General features: G+C 54.6%; 26 protein-coding genes. 13 read left to right on the forward strand and 13 right to left on the reverse strand.

Annotated elements, in window-relative coordinates; genetic code table 11:
• Positions 1-70: 70 nt before the first annotated feature.
• The 10 genes from BUA94_RS06825 to BUA94_RS06860 form a co-directional block, all read right to left on the reverse strand.
• Positions 71-265 (reverse strand): hypothetical protein, encoded by a 195-nt coding sequence (locus BUA94_RS06825; RefSeq protein WP_073010430.1) that lies wholly within the window; start codon positions 263-265, stop codon positions 71-73.
• Positions 262-681, reverse strand: a complete 420-nt coding sequence (locus BUA94_RS06830; protein WP_139251028.1) for a hypothetical protein — start codon at positions 679-681, stop codon at positions 262-264. The genes BUA94_RS06825 and BUA94_RS06830 overlap by 4 nt, the downstream gene beginning before the upstream one ends.
• Positions 678-860, reverse strand: a complete 183-nt coding sequence (locus tag BUA94_RS06835; RefSeq protein WP_073010434.1) for a hypothetical protein — start codon at positions 858-860, stop codon at positions 678-680. Before BUA94_RS06835 ends, BUA94_RS06830 begins: the two co-directional genes overlap by 4 nt.
• Positions 857-1,369: a hypothetical protein gene (locus tag BUA94_RS06840; protein ID WP_073010436.1), complete on the reverse strand. Its 513-nt coding sequence runs from the start codon at positions 1,367-1,369 to the stop codon at positions 857-859. Before BUA94_RS06840 ends, BUA94_RS06835 begins: the two co-directional genes overlap by 4 nt.
• Positions 1,366-1,536, reverse strand: a complete 171-nt coding sequence (locus BUA94_RS23555) for a hypothetical protein (protein WP_175558005.1) — start codon at positions 1,534-1,536, stop codon at positions 1,366-1,368. The genes BUA94_RS06840 and BUA94_RS23555 overlap by 4 nt, the downstream gene beginning before the upstream one ends.
• Positions 1,533-2,153 (reverse strand): lambda exonuclease family protein, encoded by a 621-nt coding sequence (locus BUA94_RS06845; protein ID WP_073010438.1) that lies wholly within the window; start codon positions 2,151-2,153, stop codon positions 1,533-1,535. The genes BUA94_RS23555 and BUA94_RS06845 overlap by 4 nt, the downstream gene beginning before the upstream one ends.
• The gene (locus BUA94_RS06850) at positions 2,150-2,902 is read right to left on the reverse strand and encodes an ERF family protein (RefSeq protein WP_073010440.1); all 753 of its coding nucleotides are present in this window, start codon (positions 2,900-2,902) and stop codon (positions 2,150-2,152) included. Before BUA94_RS06850 ends, BUA94_RS06845 begins: the two co-directional genes overlap by 4 nt.
• Positions 2,903-3,048: 146 nt before the next feature.
• Entirely contained in the window at positions 3,049-3,144 is a 96-nt protein-coding gene (locus tag BUA94_RS23925) for an archaellin/type IV pilin N-terminal domain-containing protein (RefSeq protein ID WP_139251029.1), read from the reverse strand.
• Complete coding sequence (locus BUA94_RS06855) at positions 3,137-3,376, reverse strand: hypothetical protein (protein ID WP_073010442.1); 240 nt, start codon at positions 3,374-3,376, stop codon at positions 3,137-3,139. Before BUA94_RS06855 ends, BUA94_RS23925 begins: the two co-directional genes overlap by 8 nt.
• Entirely contained in the window at positions 3,376-3,684 is a 309-nt protein-coding gene (locus tag BUA94_RS06860; RefSeq protein ID WP_073010445.1) for a hypothetical protein, read from the reverse strand. Before BUA94_RS06860 ends, BUA94_RS06855 begins: the two co-directional genes overlap by 1 nt.
• Before the next feature lie 400 nt (positions 3,685-4,084).
• On the opposite strand from BUA94_RS06860, the gene BUA94_RS06865 reads away from it, so the two are divergent.
• Complete coding sequence (locus BUA94_RS06865; protein WP_139251030.1) at positions 4,085-5,137, forward strand: nucleoid-associated protein; 1,053 nt, start codon at positions 4,085-4,087, stop codon at positions 5,135-5,137.
• On the forward strand, positions 5,103-6,557 hold the full coding sequence (locus tag BUA94_RS06870; protein WP_139251031.1) for a hypothetical protein: 1,455 nt from the start codon (positions 5,103-5,105) through the stop codon (positions 6,555-6,557). The genes BUA94_RS06865 and BUA94_RS06870 overlap by 35 nt, the downstream gene beginning before the upstream one ends.
• Before the next feature lie 44 nt (positions 6,558-6,601).
• Here BUA94_RS06870 and BUA94_RS06875 read toward each other — a convergent pair whose 3' ends face one another.
• The gene (locus BUA94_RS06875; protein ID WP_175558006.1) at positions 6,602-7,366 is read right to left on the reverse strand and encodes a helix-turn-helix domain-containing protein; all 765 of its coding nucleotides are present in this window, start codon (positions 7,364-7,366) and stop codon (positions 6,602-6,604) included.
• Between BUA94_RS06875 and BUA94_RS06880 the strand changes: the two genes are divergently transcribed.
• The 9 genes from BUA94_RS06880 (at position 7,365) to BUA94_RS06925 (ending at position 14,993) form a co-directional block, all read left to right on the forward strand.
• Positions 7,365-7,610 (forward strand): hypothetical protein, encoded by a 246-nt coding sequence (locus BUA94_RS06880; RefSeq protein WP_073010458.1) that lies wholly within the window; start codon positions 7,365-7,367, stop codon positions 7,608-7,610. The two genes, BUA94_RS06875 and BUA94_RS06880, sit on opposite strands and share 2 nt — an antisense overlap.
• A gap of 194 nt (positions 7,611-7,804) precedes the next feature.
• Positions 7,805-8,251, forward strand: coding sequence for a phage regulatory CII family protein (locus tag BUA94_RS06885; RefSeq protein ID WP_073010461.1), 447 nt, complete (start codon positions 7,805-7,807; stop codon positions 8,249-8,251).
• Positions 8,248-9,099: a helix-turn-helix domain-containing protein gene (locus tag BUA94_RS06890; protein WP_073010464.1), complete on the forward strand. Its 852-nt coding sequence runs from the start codon at positions 8,248-8,250 to the stop codon at positions 9,097-9,099. Before BUA94_RS06885 ends, BUA94_RS06890 begins: the two co-directional genes overlap by 4 nt.
• Positions 9,053-9,391: a hypothetical protein gene (locus BUA94_RS06895; protein WP_139251032.1), complete on the forward strand. Its 339-nt coding sequence runs from the start codon at positions 9,053-9,055 to the stop codon at positions 9,389-9,391. The genes BUA94_RS06890 and BUA94_RS06895 overlap by 47 nt, the downstream gene beginning before the upstream one ends.
• Positions 9,391-9,921 (forward strand): transcription termination/antitermination NusG family protein, encoded by a 531-nt coding sequence (locus BUA94_RS06900; RefSeq protein ID WP_073010470.1) that lies wholly within the window; start codon positions 9,391-9,393, stop codon positions 9,919-9,921. The genes BUA94_RS06895 and BUA94_RS06900 overlap by 1 nt, the downstream gene beginning before the upstream one ends.
• Positions 9,922-10,207: 286 nt before the next feature.
• Complete coding sequence (locus BUA94_RS23085; protein WP_084081738.1) at positions 10,208-11,542, forward strand: macro domain-containing protein; 1,335 nt, start codon at positions 10,208-10,210, stop codon at positions 11,540-11,542.
• A gap of 27 nt (positions 11,543-11,569) precedes the next feature.
• The gene (locus BUA94_RS06915) at positions 11,570-13,174 is read left to right on the forward strand and encodes an adenylosuccinate synthetase (RefSeq protein WP_268877513.1); all 1,605 of its coding nucleotides are present in this window, start codon (positions 11,570-11,572) and stop codon (positions 13,172-13,174) included.
• A complete protein-coding gene (locus BUA94_RS06920) occupies positions 13,171-13,839 on the forward strand; it encodes a DUF7002 family protein (protein WP_084081836.1) in 669 nt (222 codons plus the stop codon). The genes BUA94_RS06915 and BUA94_RS06920 overlap by 4 nt, the downstream gene beginning before the upstream one ends.
• The gene (locus tag BUA94_RS06925) at positions 13,836-14,993 is read left to right on the forward strand and encodes a M48 family metalloprotease (RefSeq protein WP_073010479.1); all 1,158 of its coding nucleotides are present in this window, start codon (positions 13,836-13,838) and stop codon (positions 14,991-14,993) included. The genes BUA94_RS06920 and BUA94_RS06925 overlap by 4 nt, the downstream gene beginning before the upstream one ends.
• 360 nt (positions 14,994-15,353) lie before the next feature.
• Here BUA94_RS06925 and BUA94_RS06930 read toward each other — a convergent pair whose 3' ends face one another.
• Positions 15,354-17,732, reverse strand: coding sequence for a hypothetical protein (locus tag BUA94_RS06930; protein ID WP_073010482.1), 2,379 nt, complete (start codon positions 17,730-17,732; stop codon positions 15,354-15,356).
• Between the two features lie 652 nt (positions 17,733-18,384).
• On the opposite strand from BUA94_RS06930, the gene BUA94_RS06935 reads away from it, so the two are divergent.
• Positions 18,385-18,720: a hypothetical protein gene (locus BUA94_RS06935; RefSeq protein ID WP_073010485.1), complete on the forward strand. Its 336-nt coding sequence runs from the start codon at positions 18,385-18,387 to the stop codon at positions 18,718-18,720.
• A 63-nt stretch (positions 18,721-18,783) separates the two neighbouring features.
• Here the strand turns inward: BUA94_RS06935 and BUA94_RS06940 are convergent, their stop codons facing one another.
• The gene (locus BUA94_RS06940; protein ID WP_139251033.1) at positions 18,784-19,140 is read right to left on the reverse strand and encodes a hypothetical protein; all 357 of its coding nucleotides are present in this window, start codon (positions 19,138-19,140) and stop codon (positions 18,784-18,786) included.
• Positions 19,141-20,011: 871 nt separating this feature from the next.
• Here BUA94_RS06940 and BUA94_RS06950 point away from each other — a divergent pair.
• Entirely contained in the window at positions 20,012-20,263 is a 252-nt protein-coding gene (locus tag BUA94_RS06950) for a hypothetical protein (protein ID WP_073010494.1), read from the forward strand.
• Positions 20,264-20,366: the final 103 nt, after the last annotated feature.

Consider the following 20,366-nt stretch of genomic DNA (forward strand, 5'->3'; position numbering starts at 1 on the left):
TGAAATCAGAGTTCCCTTTTCCTCAAACTGCTTGACCCAATACGAAGGCGGGCGAGCGTCTGAGAGTGCTTTAGGCTGCTCTTGCATTGCGGGGCCCCCGTTCGATTTTATCGATGATGCCCCGGAGATCCTGTCCGAACTGGTTGGAGAGGATTTCGTTCTCTGCTTTCAGCTGATCGATGAGCTCGAGGAGAGCCATGACATCCTTGCCGGTAACCGGAAGGCGCTGTTCTGCCATGAAGCGGATGCGTGTAAGGTCGGTCATCTGGTCTTCTTCCTCTTTGGGAATGGCCGGGACGGGATCGATCCGGAGGGTTTTCGCTTGTCGCCGCACTGCCGTGTGGTGATCGACCGGACGAAATCAGCTTGCTTTGCCGATAGGTGCCGGGTCTTTGCGATTTCCGGAATGTCCCGTTTGGCGGTTTTGGTTCGATGCTGAGCCCTTACCATCGGAACTATGTAGAAAGGGTCATTGGCCGGAGGGTCTGTGTCCTGTGCCTCGACATTCCACACTCGCATTTGAAGCGGGGGCTGATGATCGAAATCGAGATCCTCCAGCTTGCAGACCTTGTGGCCTTCGCTGTCGAAGACAGGGCCATTGATCAGGACGGCTTCAAGCTTGGTCTTGATCGGCATATGAGGGCGGAAGCCCTTCGGCGGGGCGGGTGCTGGCTCTCTCATGGTCTTTTGTTCCCGGACAGAGCATCGACCCGGGCGAGGGTGATTTGGGTGTAAGGCGAGTATCCGGCTTTGCCCATGCTCTCCAGGACGGACTCGGCTTTGCGGCGCGTGACCTGGCAAGTCTTGATGATGATCGGCTTCCGGGTCTTGGTGCCCGGGTACAAAACGATATCCTTCATGCTGCAATCCTCACGGCTTTGGAGAGTTCAACAGGATCCGCGCCGATCAGGCGGGCGAGGGTGGAGAGAACGGCTTCCTTGGATTTCTGGAACTCGCGGGCGTCCATTTCCTGCTCTGTCTGAGCGCGGGCGGTGAAGGTGCGGACGGTGCAATCCCGGCAGGTGATGACGGCATATCCATCCAGCTTGCGGGCAAGAGCTGCGACCTTCAGAGCCGCTTCCTGGCTGTCGCAGACAACTGTGGTTTCGTCGGCATAGCCGCTGTGAACCAAAGCCCACTTGCGCAGGTGCTCCGGAGAGGGGAAGCGCTGGATCTGATCTTCGGGCAGGTTCTGCCAGGCGGCGTTCACGCAGGCGAAATAGTGCCGGTGGCTGTCCTTGGTGCGGCTCTTAGGGGCTTCCAGGCTGTAGTGGCTGCCGATCTCAAACATGAGCTGGCAGCGCTCCAGGCATTGGGGCGCCGGGATCATCGCGGCACCCGTCCAACGGTAGGAGAGAGCTTCGGTCATTTCTTGAACTCCAGGCCGAGTTCAGCCGCCCGGTGCTTGAAAGCCCGGTTCCATTCGGCAGAAAACTCTGGTGGTTGGGTTTTGCTCAGTGCCGCGACGATGCGGTAAACGGTGGCTAGTTCGTCGCGGGTGTGCGCTTGGCGAAGCTGCTCAAGCGCTTCGCTCAAGCAGCCATTCCATAGGCGCGGATCCTGTCGACAAGCTTGTCCAGCTCCTCGTTGAAGGCGTCGACCTTCTCCGCCATCGTGGCGATGTACTTTTCATCGCGGTGCGCCCGTTTGATGAAAAGCGGCAGGCCGGGCCAGTAGACGGCGATATCGATCCATTCCCGCTCACAGACCCATAGGCCGCCCTGACATTGGGCCTTGTGCTCTTCGGGGAAGATATCCTTGTCGATGCAGTCAATCGCCAGCTTGGGAAGCTTGCTCTTGATCTCCAGCATTCCGTCCGATCCAACGAAGCTGTCAGGGGAGCAGCCCTTCATCCCGTTCCGGACGAAGCCGACGGGTGTCAAACTGACACCCCTGGAGAAGGCGTAGATCTTGCGCACATCTTCCTCCAGCCGGTGGCCGCGTTCAGTGTGAGCGTTGCCGGTGAAGCCGGGGGTTGGCTCGCCCGTGATGGCTTCGCCTGCCAGCTCCAGCATGTAGGTGCGGCGCATAGCGCTTGGCGCGTCTCCGCGGCCTTTCTTGATAATGTCCTCAAAGCGGCTGGCGGTCGGGATTCCGCAGCGGGCGGCGTACCATTCCGGGGAGTTCTGCTCGAAGTCGAAGATCTCGATCATTGGGCGCGTCCCTTGGCTTTGATCGCATCAAGAGCGAATTTGAACTTGGAAGCGGGAATGTCCTCGACGGCTTCAACGGCCATGAAGGCGAGGAAGTCGTCGGCGTTCTGCCCTGGTGCTGCGAGCGCTTCCTTGATCTGCCGGATCTGGTGCGCGTCGAGCATGTCGGCGGGATTGCCGTCCGTGTCGTCTTCCCCCACGGCCACGTCGAAGATCATGCACTTGAGATAGCGGCGGGCGTAGCTGACCGTTGAGCCATAGGCTTGAACGCCGGTCTTGTTTGCCTTGCCCTGAGCGCCTGCAGCGTCATAGGGCAGATCTGCAGCTTCGATCTTGGAATGACCGTCCTCATGGGCGCATTCGCAGATCACGCGAAGGTGGCCGGGGATCTGGGACGGTTCCGTGCTGAAGGTCAGGGAGAAGCCGTGCTTGGAAATGACCGGCTGCATGGCCTTGGACACCTGGTCATAGGTGGCATAGCGGGATCGGGTGTGATCATTGGAGGCGTTCTTCAGAACGACCGGCATTTCTGCCTGAGCGGCCTTCATGGCGGTGAAGAAGGAGCGCTTGGCTTCCTGAGCCAGAACGCGCTCGCGCATTTCAAACAGGCGCTCCATCCGGTCCAGATCGATTTCCGGATTGGAAGCCGCCTTCTGGATCAGATCGACAAGCGCCATTGCCTGGGCGCTCTGGGCGTGAGCCACGCCTTCAAATGGCGCCGGGGCTTCCAGTTTCTGAACAGCAGACATTGCCGGTTCCTTTGCTTCAGAGTCAGTCCATCGAAACGCCGCTCTCTGTCGGCGCTTTGGCAGGCTGATCAAGGGGGAGAGGGGCGCCCGGCTGGCGGGAGGAGAACCAGCCTGGCAGGACAGCGGAACGGAGACCCGCCGACCGATCAGAAAGACGTGAGCATCAAGGCCGGAAGCGCGGCGACAAAAACCACCAGAACCGCAAGCGCTGCCGTGTCAGGAGAGGACCAGCCCTTACCCATTGGCCCGCTCCTTCAGAATTGCCCGGTTGTGCCGGTGGCGGCGGGCGGTGCTGCGGAAGTCTGCAAGCTGGCGGGAGGTGATCTCCTCAAGCTGCTCATCCGTCAGCCAGTCCGTGCCGTGATGCTGGAAGGCGGCGGCAACTGCCTCGGTCAGGGCACGGGTGCCAAAGCCTTCGATGAAGGAGATTTTGCGGGCGCGGGTGGTCGCGCCCTTGGTCAGTGCCTCCCGCATTACGCGGCCTCCAGCTGGTAGGAGGCTTCTGCGGCTGCCTGCAGGAAGCAGGACACCAGATGCTCGCGGTTGGACTTTTCGGAGCACTGTTCAAGGAAGTGCCAGAAGAGCGAGGACTTCGGATCGCGGGAGGTCATCATCACAGACTTTTCGCCGCCAAGCTCATCAATCTGGATCGCTTCAACGCTGTAGATGGTCTCAGCGTCTTCGATCAGGTGAAGGGTGCTATCCACCTCTGCAATGCGGATGCCGTTGGCGCGGATCTCAAGGGTGGTTTCGATTTCGGCGGCGAAGGGGTTGTAAGGCATGTCGTCTCTCCGTTGGTGAATTGGAATTTAAATCCAATAATGAGAGACGTCAATACAAAATGGAAAAAAAATCCAATCTGTAGAACTGATAGTGAGTCGCTGGGGCAAGGTTGCCGAATTAGCTCGTTAGACGTTTTTACCGTCAGAGCAGGCAAGGCATGCTGATGCAAAATACGCGCATTAATTTAGTCTTTTGGCAGAATGAGAATCGTCTTAAAGTTTTAAAATGATGCGGCTACAGCCAACTTGAATTCCATCAAATGCGGTTGTGCATTTTCTAAACTGCAATAATTGATCTTTGTTGCCAACGTGCCAAAACGATTGCGCATCGTCTCAAGCTTCCGAGAATTCATGGATGGCAAGGATCGCATTCTGAAACAGCTTGTCGTTGGGGGGGGAAGTGACAATTTTTACAGAAGAAGAAGCTGGTAGTCTTCGGATTTCTCGAATGATTTTACACGTAGTTGGAGAACTCGAGGAGGGGGAGACCGTTGAGAAACAGGACGAGCTGCCAATAGACGAAGCTCCTTCGTTCTTTATTAAGAGAATTCTTTCTAGTTCTACTAGTCCGGTTCATAGATTTGCTGATGAGTCGAATACAAAATCAATAATATCAAAAATAATCTCCCAAGATGATGAATTTGTGTCGCATGCATATGAGCTTTCGAGATTGTTCGCGAAGGCTCATGCTGGAAATACTGCAGACGGTGCGTTTTTTGTCATCCTTCTGAGCTGTAGTAAGCCTGAAACATCTTTCGTGTGCCTTATCAAGTATGACTACCGGGAAGCTGTGGAGCTAATTGAAAAGGAAGGGAGGGCGGGGCTTCGCTCGATTGTTCAGGCATTTGTGGCAGACCGGAATGCAGTTCAAAAACTCTGCGTCGCGAGAGTGGAAAATGGTATTGTTCAAAGTGAGCTATCAGCGTCTGATCGGTCCAAGAAGGCGCCCGACCTGACGCACTATTTCGAGACTTTCCTTGATGTTACGCGTGAGCGTAGCGACGAGCAATTGAGTCAGGGTTTGCAAGAGGCAATCAGAAAAACTCTATCGCTTTGTAAGGAGATATTACCCGATAGCGATGTTCCGCAGGCTTTAAGTCGGGTGAATGATGCGCTGCGAGGTCGTGAACTGGTTGGTCAGGAAGCTGTTGTGGATGCTGTCTTTGCAGCGCTAGATCGGCCTGACGACGCAGATGCAAAGAAAAAAATTGAGGTCGCTGTCGGTCGACAAATGAAAGCGCAGCGACTGCAGGGTGTCGAATTCCGTCCTAATCAGCGAATTTTCCGCCGTGGCGCTAGGCGTAAAATTGTTACCGTCGAGGGGGTTGAGGTTCGTTTTAATACAGGTCATCAGGGCGAGCTTGTGATAGAGAGAGCCTTGGAGGGGGGCGGTCGTGAGATCGTGATTAAAACGAACGATGAGTACCGCAGAGACGAGACGCTTCCCAGCTGAATTGGTTGCAGCAATCGATGATGCTGTAACAGCCCGCGCTTGCGTCGGATTCAATGAAACAGCCAAATCTATCTATCTATCTATAAACGATGCGGATAGAGCAGAGTTGCTGCGTGCGGAGCTCATAAAGCTCTTTTGGAATTATACTGCGGAAGATGGCGGAAGTTTAATTCGAGATGATCAAGAATTTAATATAGATTACGCCCCTTTCAGCTTCGTTATTGAAAAGCCTGGAACTGAGGATGGTGTTGTTTTTCTCCTTTTCAAGGAGAGTTTAATTAAAGTTGTATCGGACATCTCCCCACGAGTTGTCCGCTTGGGGTGCTGTCATACTCGTTTTGAGCTATACTCTACAGTCGTTTGTGGTTGGGACGAGGTAGTTGATTTTCTTCCACAAGCCTACGATGCCGAACCTAAAAGACTTGTACGGGATCTGTCTTCATCCGATTTGGTGCCCTCCGATTTGTCATTTTGGTTCCTGAGAGACCTTAATGAAGCTCCCTTTGGTGATGACGGTTTTGAGGAATGGAGGCGTTATGCCGCTTCTGTGTATCTCCGGATCCTTTGCACTGAGGTCGAGCCGGACAAAACACTTTTGTTCCGTGGATTGCCGGTTCTTAGGGTCGGTTATCCAGGGGTGACCTTGGCTATAACGCCCGATAGTTTTCGTGAATTGCACTTGCTTGCGACATGGGTTTACGAAAATAAGCGAGAGGCAGAAACCCGGCATGGCCTAGTGGTCGCTGAGATCGTTCGCGCCTCAATGAATGCGTCGACTGCAGACGAGTTAACAGCTAGTGGCTTCAGAGGTATTCTTGAGAGTGCTCGCCATGCTTATCAGATCGGCCTTCATCAGCTTAGTAAAGACGCTTTGCAGGCGCTTGCTGACTTGCGGAAGTCTGTAGCTGACGAAACATCTAAAGCAGCTGATTTTACGAGACAGATGACTACGTCTGTTGCTGGTGCTTTGTTTGCGGCTGTTGGTGTTCTAGCTGCACGACTTACCTTAGCAAAGGACGTTGAGGCATTTAGCATTGTGGCTGCAACCGTTGGTGTCATCCTGTTCTTATATGTTGTTGCAACAGCGAAAAGCGGTTGGTGTTTTATTTCGATCCAACGCGGTCTCCGCGATAAATGGAGGGAGAGAACTCGAAAATTCTTATCAATTGATGAGTATTCCGCACTTGTAGACAGGCCTGCTAAGCAAGCAGAGAATACATACTTTTGGACTGCTTGGATGTCTATTCTGGCAGCTTTTTTTGCTATGGTAACTGTTGCATCGATGAGCTATCCGGAGACTTTTAGTTCTGTGTTGGATTGGGTGCTCTCACTGTGCGTGGCGGCATTGAAAATGCTATGTAGAACCTCAAGCGAAGTTAGTGCGTGGTGGATTAGTCTTCTGGCAGCTTTGAAAGTTTGAAGCTCTTCAAATAAATTTTATGAAAATGGCATTTTTAATTAGATTTAATCTAATTGATTAAATATGCCCAAGATCTTAGCTTTTATTGTTACCTCTGCAGATTCAGAATCAACGTCTGAATAGACAATTGCCGTCTGAAAGCGAGGGTCCGTTGATTCTGGACGAAGCTCTACAACTCCATTGTGCTGGGCAATGCGCTTCGCAGTGCGTTCAATAGTATGTCCCCCGTCACGACTTCTCTCGACGACCGCAAGATCCCCGATTTTGGGCTCTATGTGTGCGTCCAGGTAGTTCACACAGAGGATCAAGTCGCCGTCTTGGGCGATCTTGTTGAGACTCTCACCTTTGATCCGAAGCAGGTATTGCGCAGAGCTGGGGTGGCGGATGTCGTGACCGACGAGCGTCGATGTTTCCACCGCTTCAGCTTCAAACAAGTCGGCTTCGAGCCAAATCCCGGCGGCAACCTCCCCACGGATTGCCAGCCCTGCCTTTGCCTTTTGAGCCGGACTAAAGTCTGTTCCGTAAAGAAGCTCTTGTTCGGTCGTATCAAGCGCTGCTGCAATTAGCTCAAGGATATTTCCGCGGGGCTTTTCCACCTCGCCGCGCTCATACTTGTTCAAATTGTCATAGCTTACGCCGGAGCGTCGGGCCAATTCGGCGCGCGAATACCCTCTGTCTTTCCGTAACCGGACGATGCGTTCGTTCCACTCCATGCCCGGAGAATATTCCAGTTCCGGGTTGACAGGTTGGAAAAATAAGCCAATAGCTTTATTGGAATTTAAATCCAAATCTGATTTGAGTGAGGACATGGCTGAGGTAGAATCCATCAAGCAGATCATCGACGACTGTGGCGGGCCGGGGTCGGTTGCTGCGGGTGCCCGCCGGAAGGGGACACGTCTGACAAAGTGGGCGGTCTACAAGTGGTTGGGTAGCGGTGTGCCTCCCAAGCACTGGGGGCTATTGGCTGAACTCTCAGGGAAAAATGAGTTCACCATTTTCAAGGCCAACACTCAGCTTCAGCAGGCTCGCGTTGCGCAGAAGCGCGCGGCCTGACCGTGCGCCGCCGGTCGTTTTGCTCCGCCCCTACAACATAAAGCCTCGGCTTCAGCAGCTCTCTCAAGGGATGCCCTGAAGGCAGAGGTCCATCCCCCCTGATGAGTTTCAACGTTGGTACATCTGTCCTGGTCATGAGGGGAAGGTGCCAACGCTTGTTTCACCGGTCACCTGACAAAAGCAGAGATTTTTCCATGGAACTTAAAGCGGCCAAGCAGGCCTTTCGGGAATGCGTCAAACTGGCTGGCGGCTTTGAGGCTGCTGCGGATCTGATGGGTGTTTCCAAGACGCTGCTTCACAATCTCCAGAGCCCGAACATGCCGGACGATCCGCGTGAGCGTCCCTTGTCGTTTCTCCTGCGGCTGGAAGAGGCGGCACAGAAGCCTTGCTTCCTCACTGCCATGGCCGCGTCTCACGGCCTGGTGCTTATGCCTGCTGCTTCCTCGGAGGCTGAAGACTTCCGGGACGTTCTTCTCAAATTCGCTGCCGTTGCTGGCCGTCTCGTGAATGACGGCTCTGAGGCTTACTCGGACAAGCGCATTGACGCTGCCGAGGAAAAGACCCTTCGCGCAGATCTCCATGCCATTGCCAGCGCCGTTCATGAACTGGCGTCTGCCATCAACAAAGAGCGCACCAGATGAGCCTTGATGCCACCCTATGGGCCTGGAAGGTGAGAGGCCTTCCTGCCAAGCAAAAACTGATCCTGCTTTCGATAGCCGACCGGGCGTCGGAGGATCACACCTGCTGGCCTTCCATCCGCCGCCTTTGCGACGACTGCGGCATGAGCCGGAGCACTGTCATCCGCGCCATTGCCGCCCTGTGCGAGCGCGGCCTTCTCTCCAAGGCTGACCGCTTCGACAACGGCAAACAGATCTCCTCCATCTACCATCTTGTAGGTGTGAAAGACCGGCACAGCGAGGACGCTTCCGCTTCCAAAGAGGGGTGTCATCCTGACACGGGGGAGGGTGTCACTGTGACACCCGGGGGGTGTCATCCTGATACCCGGGGGGTGTCACCACGACACACAGAACCTCTCATTGAACCTCTCAATGAACCTAAGAAAAGGAAACCTGCGGTTTCTCAAAAGGGAACGCGGCTTTCGCCTGACTGGGTTCCTTCTTCCAAAAACATCGACGACGCCCAAGCCAAGGGCATGACACCGGACGAGGTGCGACATGAAGCCGAACAATTCCGCGACTACTGGATTTCAAAACCCGGGGCAGGTGGCTGCAAACTTGATTGGGACGCTACATGGCGCAACTGGTGCGGCAATGCCGTCAAGCGCCGACAGGCATCCGGCTTCCGCGCCTCTGGCGGCAGCAGTTCCCGCCACCCCATGGCCGTCGCGATTGACCAGCTCAAGGACCGTGTCGGAGACGCTGGAGGACGTGCGGACCCTTTTCAGCAAAACCCGTTCTCTGGATCCGGTGAAACGCTCCAGCTTGAAGCAACTGGCAGACGACATTCTCGCCTCCCGGAACGCTCCTGACCTGAAACAATCCACCTGGATGGCAGAGCGCCTTGTCAGCGTCTACCGGGGCAGGGACTTCGTGAACCCCGCGGCCTTCATCACCGCCCTGGCCATGACCTTCGAGCAATTTCCGGTGGAAGTGGGTTTGATCGTCTCCGATCCCGTCAATGGAACGCCTTCCAAGCGCACCTTCGCGCCGTCGCTCGCTGAGGTGAAAGCCGATCTGATGGAACGCAAGCTCTGGGCAAAAGGCGTCCGCCTCGCAATTGGCCGCATCGAGAAAGAACTGACAGAAGGGGAGCGCTCCTGATGGCAGACGTTGAAAGCCTCATCTGGTTCATCGCCAAAACCAATCCTCGCTGCGAGGGCAGGGCGGTCAAATCCCTCACCCATGCAGGAATTGAAACCTTCTGCCCCATGCAAACCGTTCGTCGGAAGCAATGGATTAAGGGCAAGCGCCGCTCCAAGGACGTTCAGAAGCCGCTCTTCACCGGTTACGTCTTCGTCGGCCTGGATCCCGACAACATGGCCTTCGGCGTTGCCCGCCGCTGCGACGGCATCGGTTCTTTTGTCGGCATCAGCGGAGCGCCTCTGCCCGTCTCAGGCGCTCGCGTCTGTGATCTCATGGCCGCCCAGGACATGGGAATGTTTGATCATCGCGAAGGTCATAACCGGATCGTGTTCGAAGTCGGAGAGCAAGTCATCATCGATGGCGGCTGGATCGATGGGGAGGCGGCGACTGTTACTATCTTGCCGCGGAAGATCGGGCAGGACGCGACTGTTGAAGTTGACGGGCGGAAGGTGCGGTTGCCGGTGGAGAAGTTGCGGAAGGTGGCCTAGGTTTGTTTTTTTGCTTTATGACCCCAATTCAGACGTTCAGGAGTTTGAGAATAGATATCGAAATCCGAAGTTCGTTTAGAGCGCAGCAAAATCACGGCATGGGCGGGAAGTGGGCTTTCGCTGTGAGTGCGAGATAGCCTTCGACGCAACCGGATAGGAGCAGTTATCTCCAAGCGGCCATGTTCCAATTCTCCCCTCCTTGCATTACCTTCTTCTTCGAATACTAAAATAAGGCAACGTGCAAACACGCGATCCGCGTGTCAGAATTTCTTCTTAGTGAGCCAACATGTCAGATGCTTCTTCAATCAGATGGACCAACGCTTCGGTCAAGGCGTTTGCGAAAGACGTCGATCCGCTGCTTGCGATCGAAGAAGCTGCCCGCAATCTAGTCTTGAAAGCGCGCGAGAAAGGCTGGGAAGGCCCCCCTTTCAATCCCTTACGCATCGCCGAAATGCTGGAAGTGCAGGTCGAAGCCAATTCTAGCGTCGCCGATGCACGACTGGTGGCGACGGAAAGCGGCCCGAAGATCGAGTTCAATCCTAAGCAGCCGCGAGAGCGGGTGCGGTTCTCGATTGCCCATGAAATCGCGCACCTTCTATTTCCGGACTGGTCGGAGCAGATCCGAAATCGAGGTGGCGATAAAACTCCCGATGATTGGCAGCTGGAAATGCTGTGCAATCTGGCAGCTTCTGAATTTGTCCTTCCGATTGGCAGCCTGTCGGCAACATCGAATATTCCACCCATTGAGGCTTTGATGCGTCAGCGCCGAGAGTACGATGTCTCGGCAGAAGCCTTTCTCATTCGATTGGCGAAAATATCCAAACAGCCCATCGGTATCTTTGTTTCTTCACCAACTGTTTCTGAGAACGGTAGACGGCATTACAAGATCGACTACTTCGTCAGTTCACCGACTGCTCCGAGGATTCGTCTTTCGGGTTTGGCGCTTCCCGATGAGAGCATTGTGTATCGCTGCACCGCCATTGGTCACACAGACCGAGCGGTGGAACGATGGGTCACGGATACTCCAACACAGATCGAATGTGTCGGGCTGACGGCCTATCCCGGAAGTATTTATCCCAGAGTAGCAGGGCTGGTCAGATTTGACGAAGTCCAAGAAAAACACGTCCCAATACGTCTGCTCCACGGAGATGTTCTAGAACCTCGTAACGGCGGCAAGAAGATTATCTGTCAGCTGGTGAACGACAAGGCCGTCAAATGGGGTGGCGGAGTAGCGCGCAAGATTGCGAAGCGTTTCCCGGATGCGGAAGAAGCGTATGCTGAGCAAGTCAAACGGATCCCGCAACATGATCGGCTGGGGCGCGCTATTTTGTCGAAAGCGAGCGAGGATATAACCATTGCAAGTCTGATCGGCCAGGAAGGGTTTGGACCATCACTCTTTCCTCGAATTAGATATTCGGCATTACAGTCTTGCCTTGAAAAAGTTGCCGATCATGCAGCGTCGACCGGAGCAAGCATTCATATGCCCAAAATTGGTACCGGTTCTGCAGGAGGAGATTGGTCAACGATAGAAGAGATAGTTGATTATGTTATGGTGCGTGCCGGCCTATTTGTTACAGTCTACGACATTCCCCCGAAACGGGTACAACTGGAGTTACTCTAACTGGTTGAGTGGAGCGTAAAACTTCGTATCGTACTACTTTCCGGTCCAATCTGTTCCGGCAAGTCTGCCTTGGTGCGACTGCTTAAGGACAGGTACGGCGCGAAGATTATCAAGACACGCGAACTTATTCTCAAAAAGGCCCCCAAGATTAAGCCCGAGCGCAAAGCATTGCAGCTGGCGGGGCAGAAGCTCGACAACAAGGACGGCGGTGCTTGGGTCGGCGAAGCTCTTCAACGAGCGATTGACAACTATGCGACTGGCCAGACGCCGAAGGGCCTCTATGTTGTCGATTCGGTCCGTATCCCGGGCCAGATTGAGGCGATCCGGCGAGCGTACGGCGCTGAAGTTCATCACATCCACCTAACCGCCACTGACGAAGAACTGCGCAAGCGGTATGAAGCACGAAGCAAGGAAGACGATGAAGCGATCTCCTACGACGAGCTGAAGCGCAATCGGACTGAACGCCAGATCGAACAGCTCGCAGAGGTCGCAGACATTGTCGTTTCAACAGACCGGTGCAGCGAGGAAGCTGTCCTCGTTCGGGCCACTGCGCTCCTCAATCTCTATCCGCGGTCGAACGATGCCCTGGTCGATGTTCTGATTGGCGGACAGTTTGGAAGCGAAGGCAAAGGGAACATCGTTGGCCACATCGCGCCGGAATATGATCTCTTGGTGCGCGTTGGCGGTCCCAATGCCGGCCACCAAGTTTATGCAGAGCCGAGGCCAGAAAAATACTATCATTTACCTTCTGGCACACAGCGCGCCCCGAACGCGAAGCTGCTCCTCGGACCAGGCGCTGTGATCTATCCCAAGAAGCTTCTTGAAGAGATCGCTGAACACAAGATCGATGCCGAGAGGCTGACGATCGATCCGCGCGCAATGATCATCACTGACGCGGACCGTGAAGAGGAAGCAAAGCGATTCGGCAGCATCAGTTCTACCGCGCAGGGCGTTGGCATCGCTTCCGCGCGCAAAATGACAGGCCGATCTGACTACAAGGAAGAGAGAGCAGCGTTCCTAGCCCGTGATTGCGAGGTACTCCAGCCATACTTGGGAAGCGCGCGTCAGATATTGGCAGGCGCGATAGTGGCTGGCCAACGGATATTGCTCGAGGGCACGCAGGGTACTGGCCTAAGCCTTCATCATGGCGACTATCCTCATGTTACGACAAGGGATACCACCGTTTCCGGCTGTCTGGCCGATGCCGGTATCGCGCCTTCGAACGTTCGTAAGATCATTATGGTTTGTCGCACCTATCCGATCAGGGTTGGCGGGCCATCGGGGCCAATGGCGCATGAGGTCGACATGGCCGAAATCCATCGGCGCAGTGGCATACCACTTGAGGAACTTGAGAAGAACGAGCGGACTACAACCACCGACAGGCCGCGGAGGATAGCGGAATTCGACTGGGTTCAGTTTCGTGACTCCGTCCAGCTAAATGGCCCGACGGACATCGCGCTAACATTTGTCGACTATTTCGACGTGAATAATCGAAAGGCGTTTCGCTTTGAGCAGCTTTCACAGGAAACAATCAGCTTCGTTGAGGAGATTGAAAGAATATCGGGTCGACCGGTCTCGCTGCTGTCGACGGATTTTAATTGGCGAAACGTCGTTGATCGGAGAGCATGGTGACTGAGGCGGAACTTGAAGAACTGATTACCAATTGTCCGATTCTGTACCATATGGCCGAGCGGGGTTCGTGGGACTCGATCAAGCAATATGGCCTGCTGAGCACCAGTGCCCTCTTGGACCACTACGCCATCCAGCCTCCAATTCGTACTGAGATCGAAAGCCGGCATCGACCGAAGAGCGTTGAAGTGACAGGTAGCGGTCTTCCCCGAGCCGTTGTGCGCGACCAGATACCGATGAGCGACGCAGGCCTTAAAAGGGCTTTGCCTGATCGCCTCTCTCCGACGGATTGGTATGAGTTGCTCAACACTAAGACCTTCTTCTGGCTTTCGGAGAAACGTCTCCACAAGTTGACAAATGCCAGAACCTATCGAGACCAGGAGCACGATGTTCTTGAAGTCGATACGAGGTCCCTGATTGACGCATATCGAGATTCGATCTGGCTCTGTCCGATCAACAGCGGCTGTACCAAACCAATGCCGCATCCGCGTGACGAGACTATTTTCGCCCGTGTTTCAGATTATCCTTATTCGTATTGGCGGGAACGGCGCAGTAGACGAGAACGCGTTGTTGAACTCTGTGTTGACCATTCGGTCGCAGATATTAGCGACCACGTAAGACGTGTCGTTTTGATGCGAGGCACTGAGGTTCTGAAGGTTCTTGAATGACGCAGCAAAACGATGCTGCCAGGGATCTCTGGTCGCAGATATTCACTAGGGCGTCTGCGGATCTAAATGCAACTATGTATGAGCCAAATGAAGAAGGCGAGGCCGGGCAGCGCGAGCTAATTGCCCAAGCGCTAAAGGAAGCTGGTTGGACGGAAAAGCAAATTGCACAGTTCAGGGAAGCAGAGAGTTCCCACGGCGAGTTGGAGTACGTCAACAGCCCTGGGGTTGGGCCCGGCCTTGAGTTCCGATTAAGGTTTCTCTCCGACCGTGTTCGAATGGCGATTTCTGAAGCCGGTGAGACTTCGCACGAAAAGGTCGAGATCGCAATCGATCCGAAGGCAGGTGTCTCGGCATCACTCACCAATGTGATCATGACTGATCAAGGAATACTCTCGGTTAGCTCATACCTATTTAGATGGTGCGGTCTGGTGGCACGGGCGTACACTCGCACGCTTTTCGCTGATCTGGTACATTGGACTTCCAAAGGGGCGGAGCCTACGAACGATCGAGAACAGCTTCTAAAACATACCGATCTCGTTCTCTATTGGTTTCAGATTTTTGTGTCCTTCTCTGGGACTGGCACAAATGTTCTCGTACCCTTTCGTCCTTCATCGCCGACAGAGTTCCAATATTTCGAACAGGTCGCTTGGGCGATGGAGTATTTCACCGTCGCGCATGAGTTTGGTCATCATGCCTTGGGCCATCGCAATGTCGATGATGATCCAAAGGTGCAGGAGTTTGAGGCGGATGCGTTTGCCGTGAAGGTCTGTGAGCGGCTCGAGTTCGAGCCGTTTCCGCTTCTCCCAAATCCTTACACGAGGACCGGAGCAGGTGCATCACTGATGCTGCTCGCTATTGAGGTCCTTCGCGAGTTTGAAGATTCAGTTGACGAAGGCACAGCTAGCCTTGAGACGCACCCAACTCCAAGCGAGCGTATCGCCAAGATATCAGGGCGCAATCTGATGCAACCAGGGCAGTTGGAAATGGATCAGGAGTTCAACGGTACAGTTGCTCGGGTAATGAGTGCAGTCGCTGCGGTGATGCGAGACTTCCGAAGTGAAGGTGGCGATGAGTTAGTCGCCACGATCCGGCAGCGACTGCAGGATGCAGAAATGGAATTGAGGAACTCGGAAAGTCTGTCATCCTGCGAATAACGGTCATAGACTATCTGCCCAGGTCTGTCCTCGCAGGTGCAGCGAATGACTGTTCCGGTGACGTTGCGCTGCAACACCCGTCCGGCTAACGAGGGGCAGCTCCGGGCCGAAACCCACCGCGACTTTGCTCCGCGCGAACGTCCGCTTCAATGACTTTTCTAGCGGAGTCTGAAAGTCCCCTCTCGGCCCCAAAGCTTGCCTTTCTATTGCAACCGTACCTCTTCCAAGCCCATGTCTCGGTCTGTTGCAATGGAGAACACAGAGTAGTTCTTCAGGAGCTGTCCTGGGGAGCCGGTCAGAAACTGCCTTTGCCAATAAAGGCCCCTTACCGTAAATTTAGGTAAGGAGGCGTCTTCATTTCTAGTGGTTATTCACATTGCGGATCATTGCCTTCGCCAAATCTGTAGCAAACCGCTTCACGCTCCTGCCACCGTTCCCCATCAAGACTTCGTTGAGCCCGGGCTTCTCGAAGAGCACAGTTTGAAGTAGGTGCGAGCTTGCGAGAGCTAAGGCATCTGCAGGAGCAACATCCGCAGCCAGAATGAGAAGCTCTGCGCATCCGGCTTCCGTCTTGGGTGCTCTGGTCTCGAGCAGAAGGCGGTCTTCCACCGCGGCGATGAGATCGTCCGAAGCGCGGATTGCCATCCATCGTTCTAGATCGGATCCGCCCAGGTTTGCTTCGAGTTCGATATTGCGGGCTTGCAGGCAAGCAATGCGGCGGTCACAGGCTTCGGTCAGATCGCCGTGGAGATCGTCTGCGGCGGCAGACATTCGAGCGATCCAATCGCGCATGAGGCCGGACTGGACGGCATTCTTGACCGTTCCATTGGCCATAATTGCAGCGCTGCCGAAAACTGGTGCGAGCACAATGGCTCCGGCCGCCCCGATGGAAACAAGCCCAACCCACGCACCGACCTTGGTTCCGACTGCGCCCAACAAGCCGCGAGAGGCCCCGTCAATCATCATCCACGCGGGGAGGTCTCCCATAGGAATGCGCCCGCGGGCTACTTCAAGGCCGCCGCGCAGCAAACCGATAGACAGAGCGAACTCCAGTATATCCGGGTCGGCAAGATCGGCTGCGTGTCCAAGCGTTTCAGAGAGCATATCCTCGACGGTGGGGAGGTCGAAGCCGGGAAGGGTCGTGACCATGGGCGCCCATGGCTCTCCGTGCGCCCGTGCCGCCTCCACAAGCGCCGCATTGGCGATCACGGGAATGTCGGGGTTCTTCTCGAAATGCTCGGACAGGATCGAAATGCTTTTACCACACTTCACCTGAATCTCGGCCCCGTCGACGAGCAGATCGAAGCCTTGTTGGTTGCTGGCCTCCGGGAAGGAGACTGCGTGCCCGTCTGCAACGAGGCGATCGTACACGAGACGCTCGGCGGTATATCCGCGCAACGCGATCCCAGCACCAGCGCTGGTAAACTCGTGGACGTTGGCCGCAAAATCGAGAGGATCGGCGAGATCAGCCTTGCGAGAGAAGTCGGCGGCCTGAAGTACCTTGGGATCCATCGCTAGCGAATGCCAGATCATTTCTCCGGCGCTAAGGCCGAAGACAAAAAGACCGTCGGAAACGTCGGGGCCAGTTGGTCGGACGTTCCAGCGTCCAGGGGGCGCTATCGCAGCGCGCGGCATTGGAGATCGCATCCAGCCGTCCAATTTGGCCGTGCGCTCGCGCAGAGCAAGAAGGTCCTTTTCCTGCAGCCAGAAGACGTCCCCGTCGTCAAGGCCTCCGAGAATGCGCATGTCTGAAAGGAAGGTCTCTAGACCAGCATCACGATTTCCCGACCCGGAAGCCGACAGGAGAACCGTTAAACGTGCGGCGATCTGACTGCGCACGATTTGCGCGCCTTTTCCCATGCTGAGCCAGGCGATAGTCGATACGCCGACCATGACTGTCAGCGGATTTACCAGGGTGGCCAACAGGGAAACGAGGGTGGGGCCGCCGACCAGAGGGATGAAAGCGCTCGCTTGCGCCGCCAGAATATAAGGAGCGAACCCGGCGTTGGCGACCACGAGGGCGAATGTGGCCCAGCCGCCGCCGGTCGCTATGGCCGCCATGGCGGATTCATGGCCCTTGCGGAGAGCTTTTGCGATTTCAGGATCAGCGTTTCGAACGGCGGCCTCGACCATCTCGGTATCCGCGAAGAACGCCATGAGCTCCTCTGCGACGATCTCCGGAAACGGCATTGGAATCGAGTGGCTCGCCATTCGTGCAAAGGAGTTTCGGATATAGGAAGCGGCGCCGCCGATACGCGATTTCAGATCCGCGCCGCGCACAGGTTCCTCTTCCGCATGACGACGCTGCCGTACCCCCGGGCTGAGGCGTTCGGATGTTCGCACTGCTAAGGCTGATGCGGATTTGATCGCGTGCTTGATGGAAAGGGGAGGGGATGAGGGAATATCCAGCCCCTCTGAAATGCGGACCAGAAGACGAAACCTTAAAGAGGCGTCCGGGATGCTAGAATTTAAAAGATGGGTCCGCGTCACCTGCAGGCTCGTCGCGGTTTCTTCTCGGCCAAGACCGATGCGGTCGCGAACGGCATCGACGGCTCCGACCGCCAGAGACAATCCGTCGACGGATTCTGTCATCGCGATCATTCCGCAAAGTTGCTCTCGGGAGAGGGTTCCGATCCCTGAAAAGATGTCGATGGCGCGAATGTCGGGAACGGCACGTTGAACTGCTGAGAACGTGTGTTCGTTGAGTCTGGGCGAGGAGGCCGGATGGTTCACGCTCATGGAAACCGTTTTCACTCTCATAGCTGTCATGCGACTTAGCTGCCAAATATTATTCAGTGAACATTGCTCACTCAATGATCTCAATATTCTGCCATCACTCGATTTGCATTTACGCTTGCGCACCTCTCGCTGTGCGTGTCTATTAATTTTGGGAGCTTAATAATGTTGGGGAGGTATTATGAAAAGTATATTTTTTTTCTATGTAATGGTGGCATCGATACTGGCCGCGACATCGACGTCATTCGCCCATGGAGGTGGTTGTCGGAAAGACAGCCCACGTGGGCAGTGCTGCCATGCAGGTAGTCAACCCTATCACTGCCACTAAAGATCCGAAGATGGCTGGATAGTGAAAACTCACCAGAATCTATCGAGTTCCACAGAGAGACTTGATATTGTTCGGTGGGCATTGATCCTGCTACGGAAGATTTCATAGGCTAAGGAGCAGCCAACTAAAGACACAATAGGTTTTCTAGTGGTCTCGCGATGAATGATTCGGGCATTTATCCCTGTATAAGTGTTTGAGAAATAAGCTTTTTGAGGTGTAAGGTCGTACGATCTTTCATTGCTTTCATGCCAAAAAACATTAGCAAAACTAACTTAGCTAACTTAAAGAGATTTTTGTAACCTTTGGTAGTGCTGGGGAGCACCTTATATGAAAAGTACATTCTTGTGCGCGGCTGCAGCTGCGCTCGTTTTGTCATCTTGTGCTAAGCGTCCTGACGCCATCGTGCCAGTTGATATTCCCATGGCCGCCTATACCAATCTTTCTTGCTTTGAAATCGAGAAGAACCTGGCGGAAGAGCGCGTGACGCTTGCCCGGTTGAGCAGTGAGCAGAACCAGGCTGCCAATGGTGATGCCTTTGGCGTTTTCCTTGTTGGCGTTCCTGTTTCGTCGGTGACTGGCGGAGACAAGGAAGGGATGGTCGCCGCTTCGAAAGGCAAGGTGCAGGCGATGGAATTGGCGAAAGCTTCGAAGGGATGTAAATAAGCCTTCGCGCCCCGGTGCTTAGTCGCACCGGGGCGCCGCCCATTCTGCGTCTATTTGCTCCTTCTAGCTGCTGTCAGTCTGACATGCGATCAGAAACCGCTCAATCACCTCAATATCTTCGATTGAAACAACCTCTCTTCCTGTGAGGTAGTAGACATCCTCTTTCGGATGGGAGGACGGCTTCTCTCCCTCTGCCAACTTCTTTCGATGTCTAGACTGCCGAGCCGGGAACTTCTCTTCGCCCAGATCTTCAGCAAGGGACGCACATCGCGCAAATTGGCGATCAAGCGCTCTGAGTTTCACAGCGGCGCCTCCTGCTCCAATAGAGCTTGCATAGGCTGCTAGATCCCTCGCTGTTGCCGCCACTTCATCAAATTCGTTTGCCAGATCAACTGCGAAGTCATTGAGCTTGAAGCTCATGCGATGACAAATCTTGTACTCAAGGCAGGGCATAGAGAGGCTTCCTTCTGAAACGATACTAGGCAGGCGAAAGCGGCTTTCAAAATTGGTTGTGTATATAGAAATACACAACCAATTAGTTTGTCAAATTTTGGGGGCTAGGTTCGGCGGGTAGGGAGCCGCGGGCGCTTTGCCCTGAGCTTCTCTCGTTCCAGGAGATCGTTGATCAACCTCGCTCTGCCAAGCAGCATGCCGATCGTTCGAAACTTCGCCGCGGCCTCGGTTGCTCCGATAGCTTCGGCATAGACGCTCAGCTCAAGGGCCTTCCGCGCTTTGTCTGCGACCTCGTCGTCTACCAACATGCAAAAGTCGAGCAGCATCCTATTGCTCAAAGAGCAATCCCGGCATTTGTTGCAACCCATTGCAGTGCTCCATTTTCGGAGCGTTCTTCTCAGTTGGAGAGGGCATCGGCCCATTAAGACCGAAGCGCACAGGTGACCTGATTGGTGCCCCTGACTATCGAGGCGCAGTTCGGCTTTACGCATTCCCTCCTACTGCCACGCCCCCACAGCGCCGAACCTCACTGACCGCTTGCCATTACTGGGCGGAGTGTTTTCGCGGCAGGAGATCGATTGGGAAGATGCGCTTCAGCCAGAGTGATGGCGTAGCCAAATGAATGGGGAAGGTATGCGCAGTGCCTGGTTGCGGTTGAACGTTGATGGTCGCAACTCCTGGCCAAATCTGCAGCAACAGCGCCTCCCGTTTCTTATTCATTCAGTGGCTGTCACTCGCAATGAGATAAAGGGCTCAATAATTCTATTTATTGGTGTTTAATCAAAATCAATGTACCTTAAGGTGTGGATTTCGCAACTGTGGGAGGGAAGTTATCGTGATGACACCGGGGTATCTGTCGTTTCAGATTTTCGCGATGGAGGTTTTCAGGAAGGATCCGGACCTTTTCCATCGGAGCATGGAGACCGCGAGCGCCCATCTTGAAGCCGCCAAAAGAGAGGCCCCTGGCCCTGAGGTGACCGCTCAGGAGGAGTGCATCAAGACCATCTACGGCCTCACTGGGCTTATGAAGCTGTTTGGCAAAGAGGACATTGACGATCTGCCGGAGCTTGATCGCAAATTGATGATCTAAGCCCACAAAGAAAGCAATATTTCGCTTTCGCGGATTCATCCACTCGGTGCCAACGTATTTTCTCATGGCAAAGCCCCAAAGAAACAAGTCTTTGGGGCCATCA

Origin of the sequence: Roseibium suaedae (assembly GCF_900142725.1) — a bacterium.
Taxonomy (GTDB): domain Bacteria; phylum Pseudomonadota; class Alphaproteobacteria; order Rhizobiales; family Stappiaceae; genus Roseibium; species Roseibium suaedae.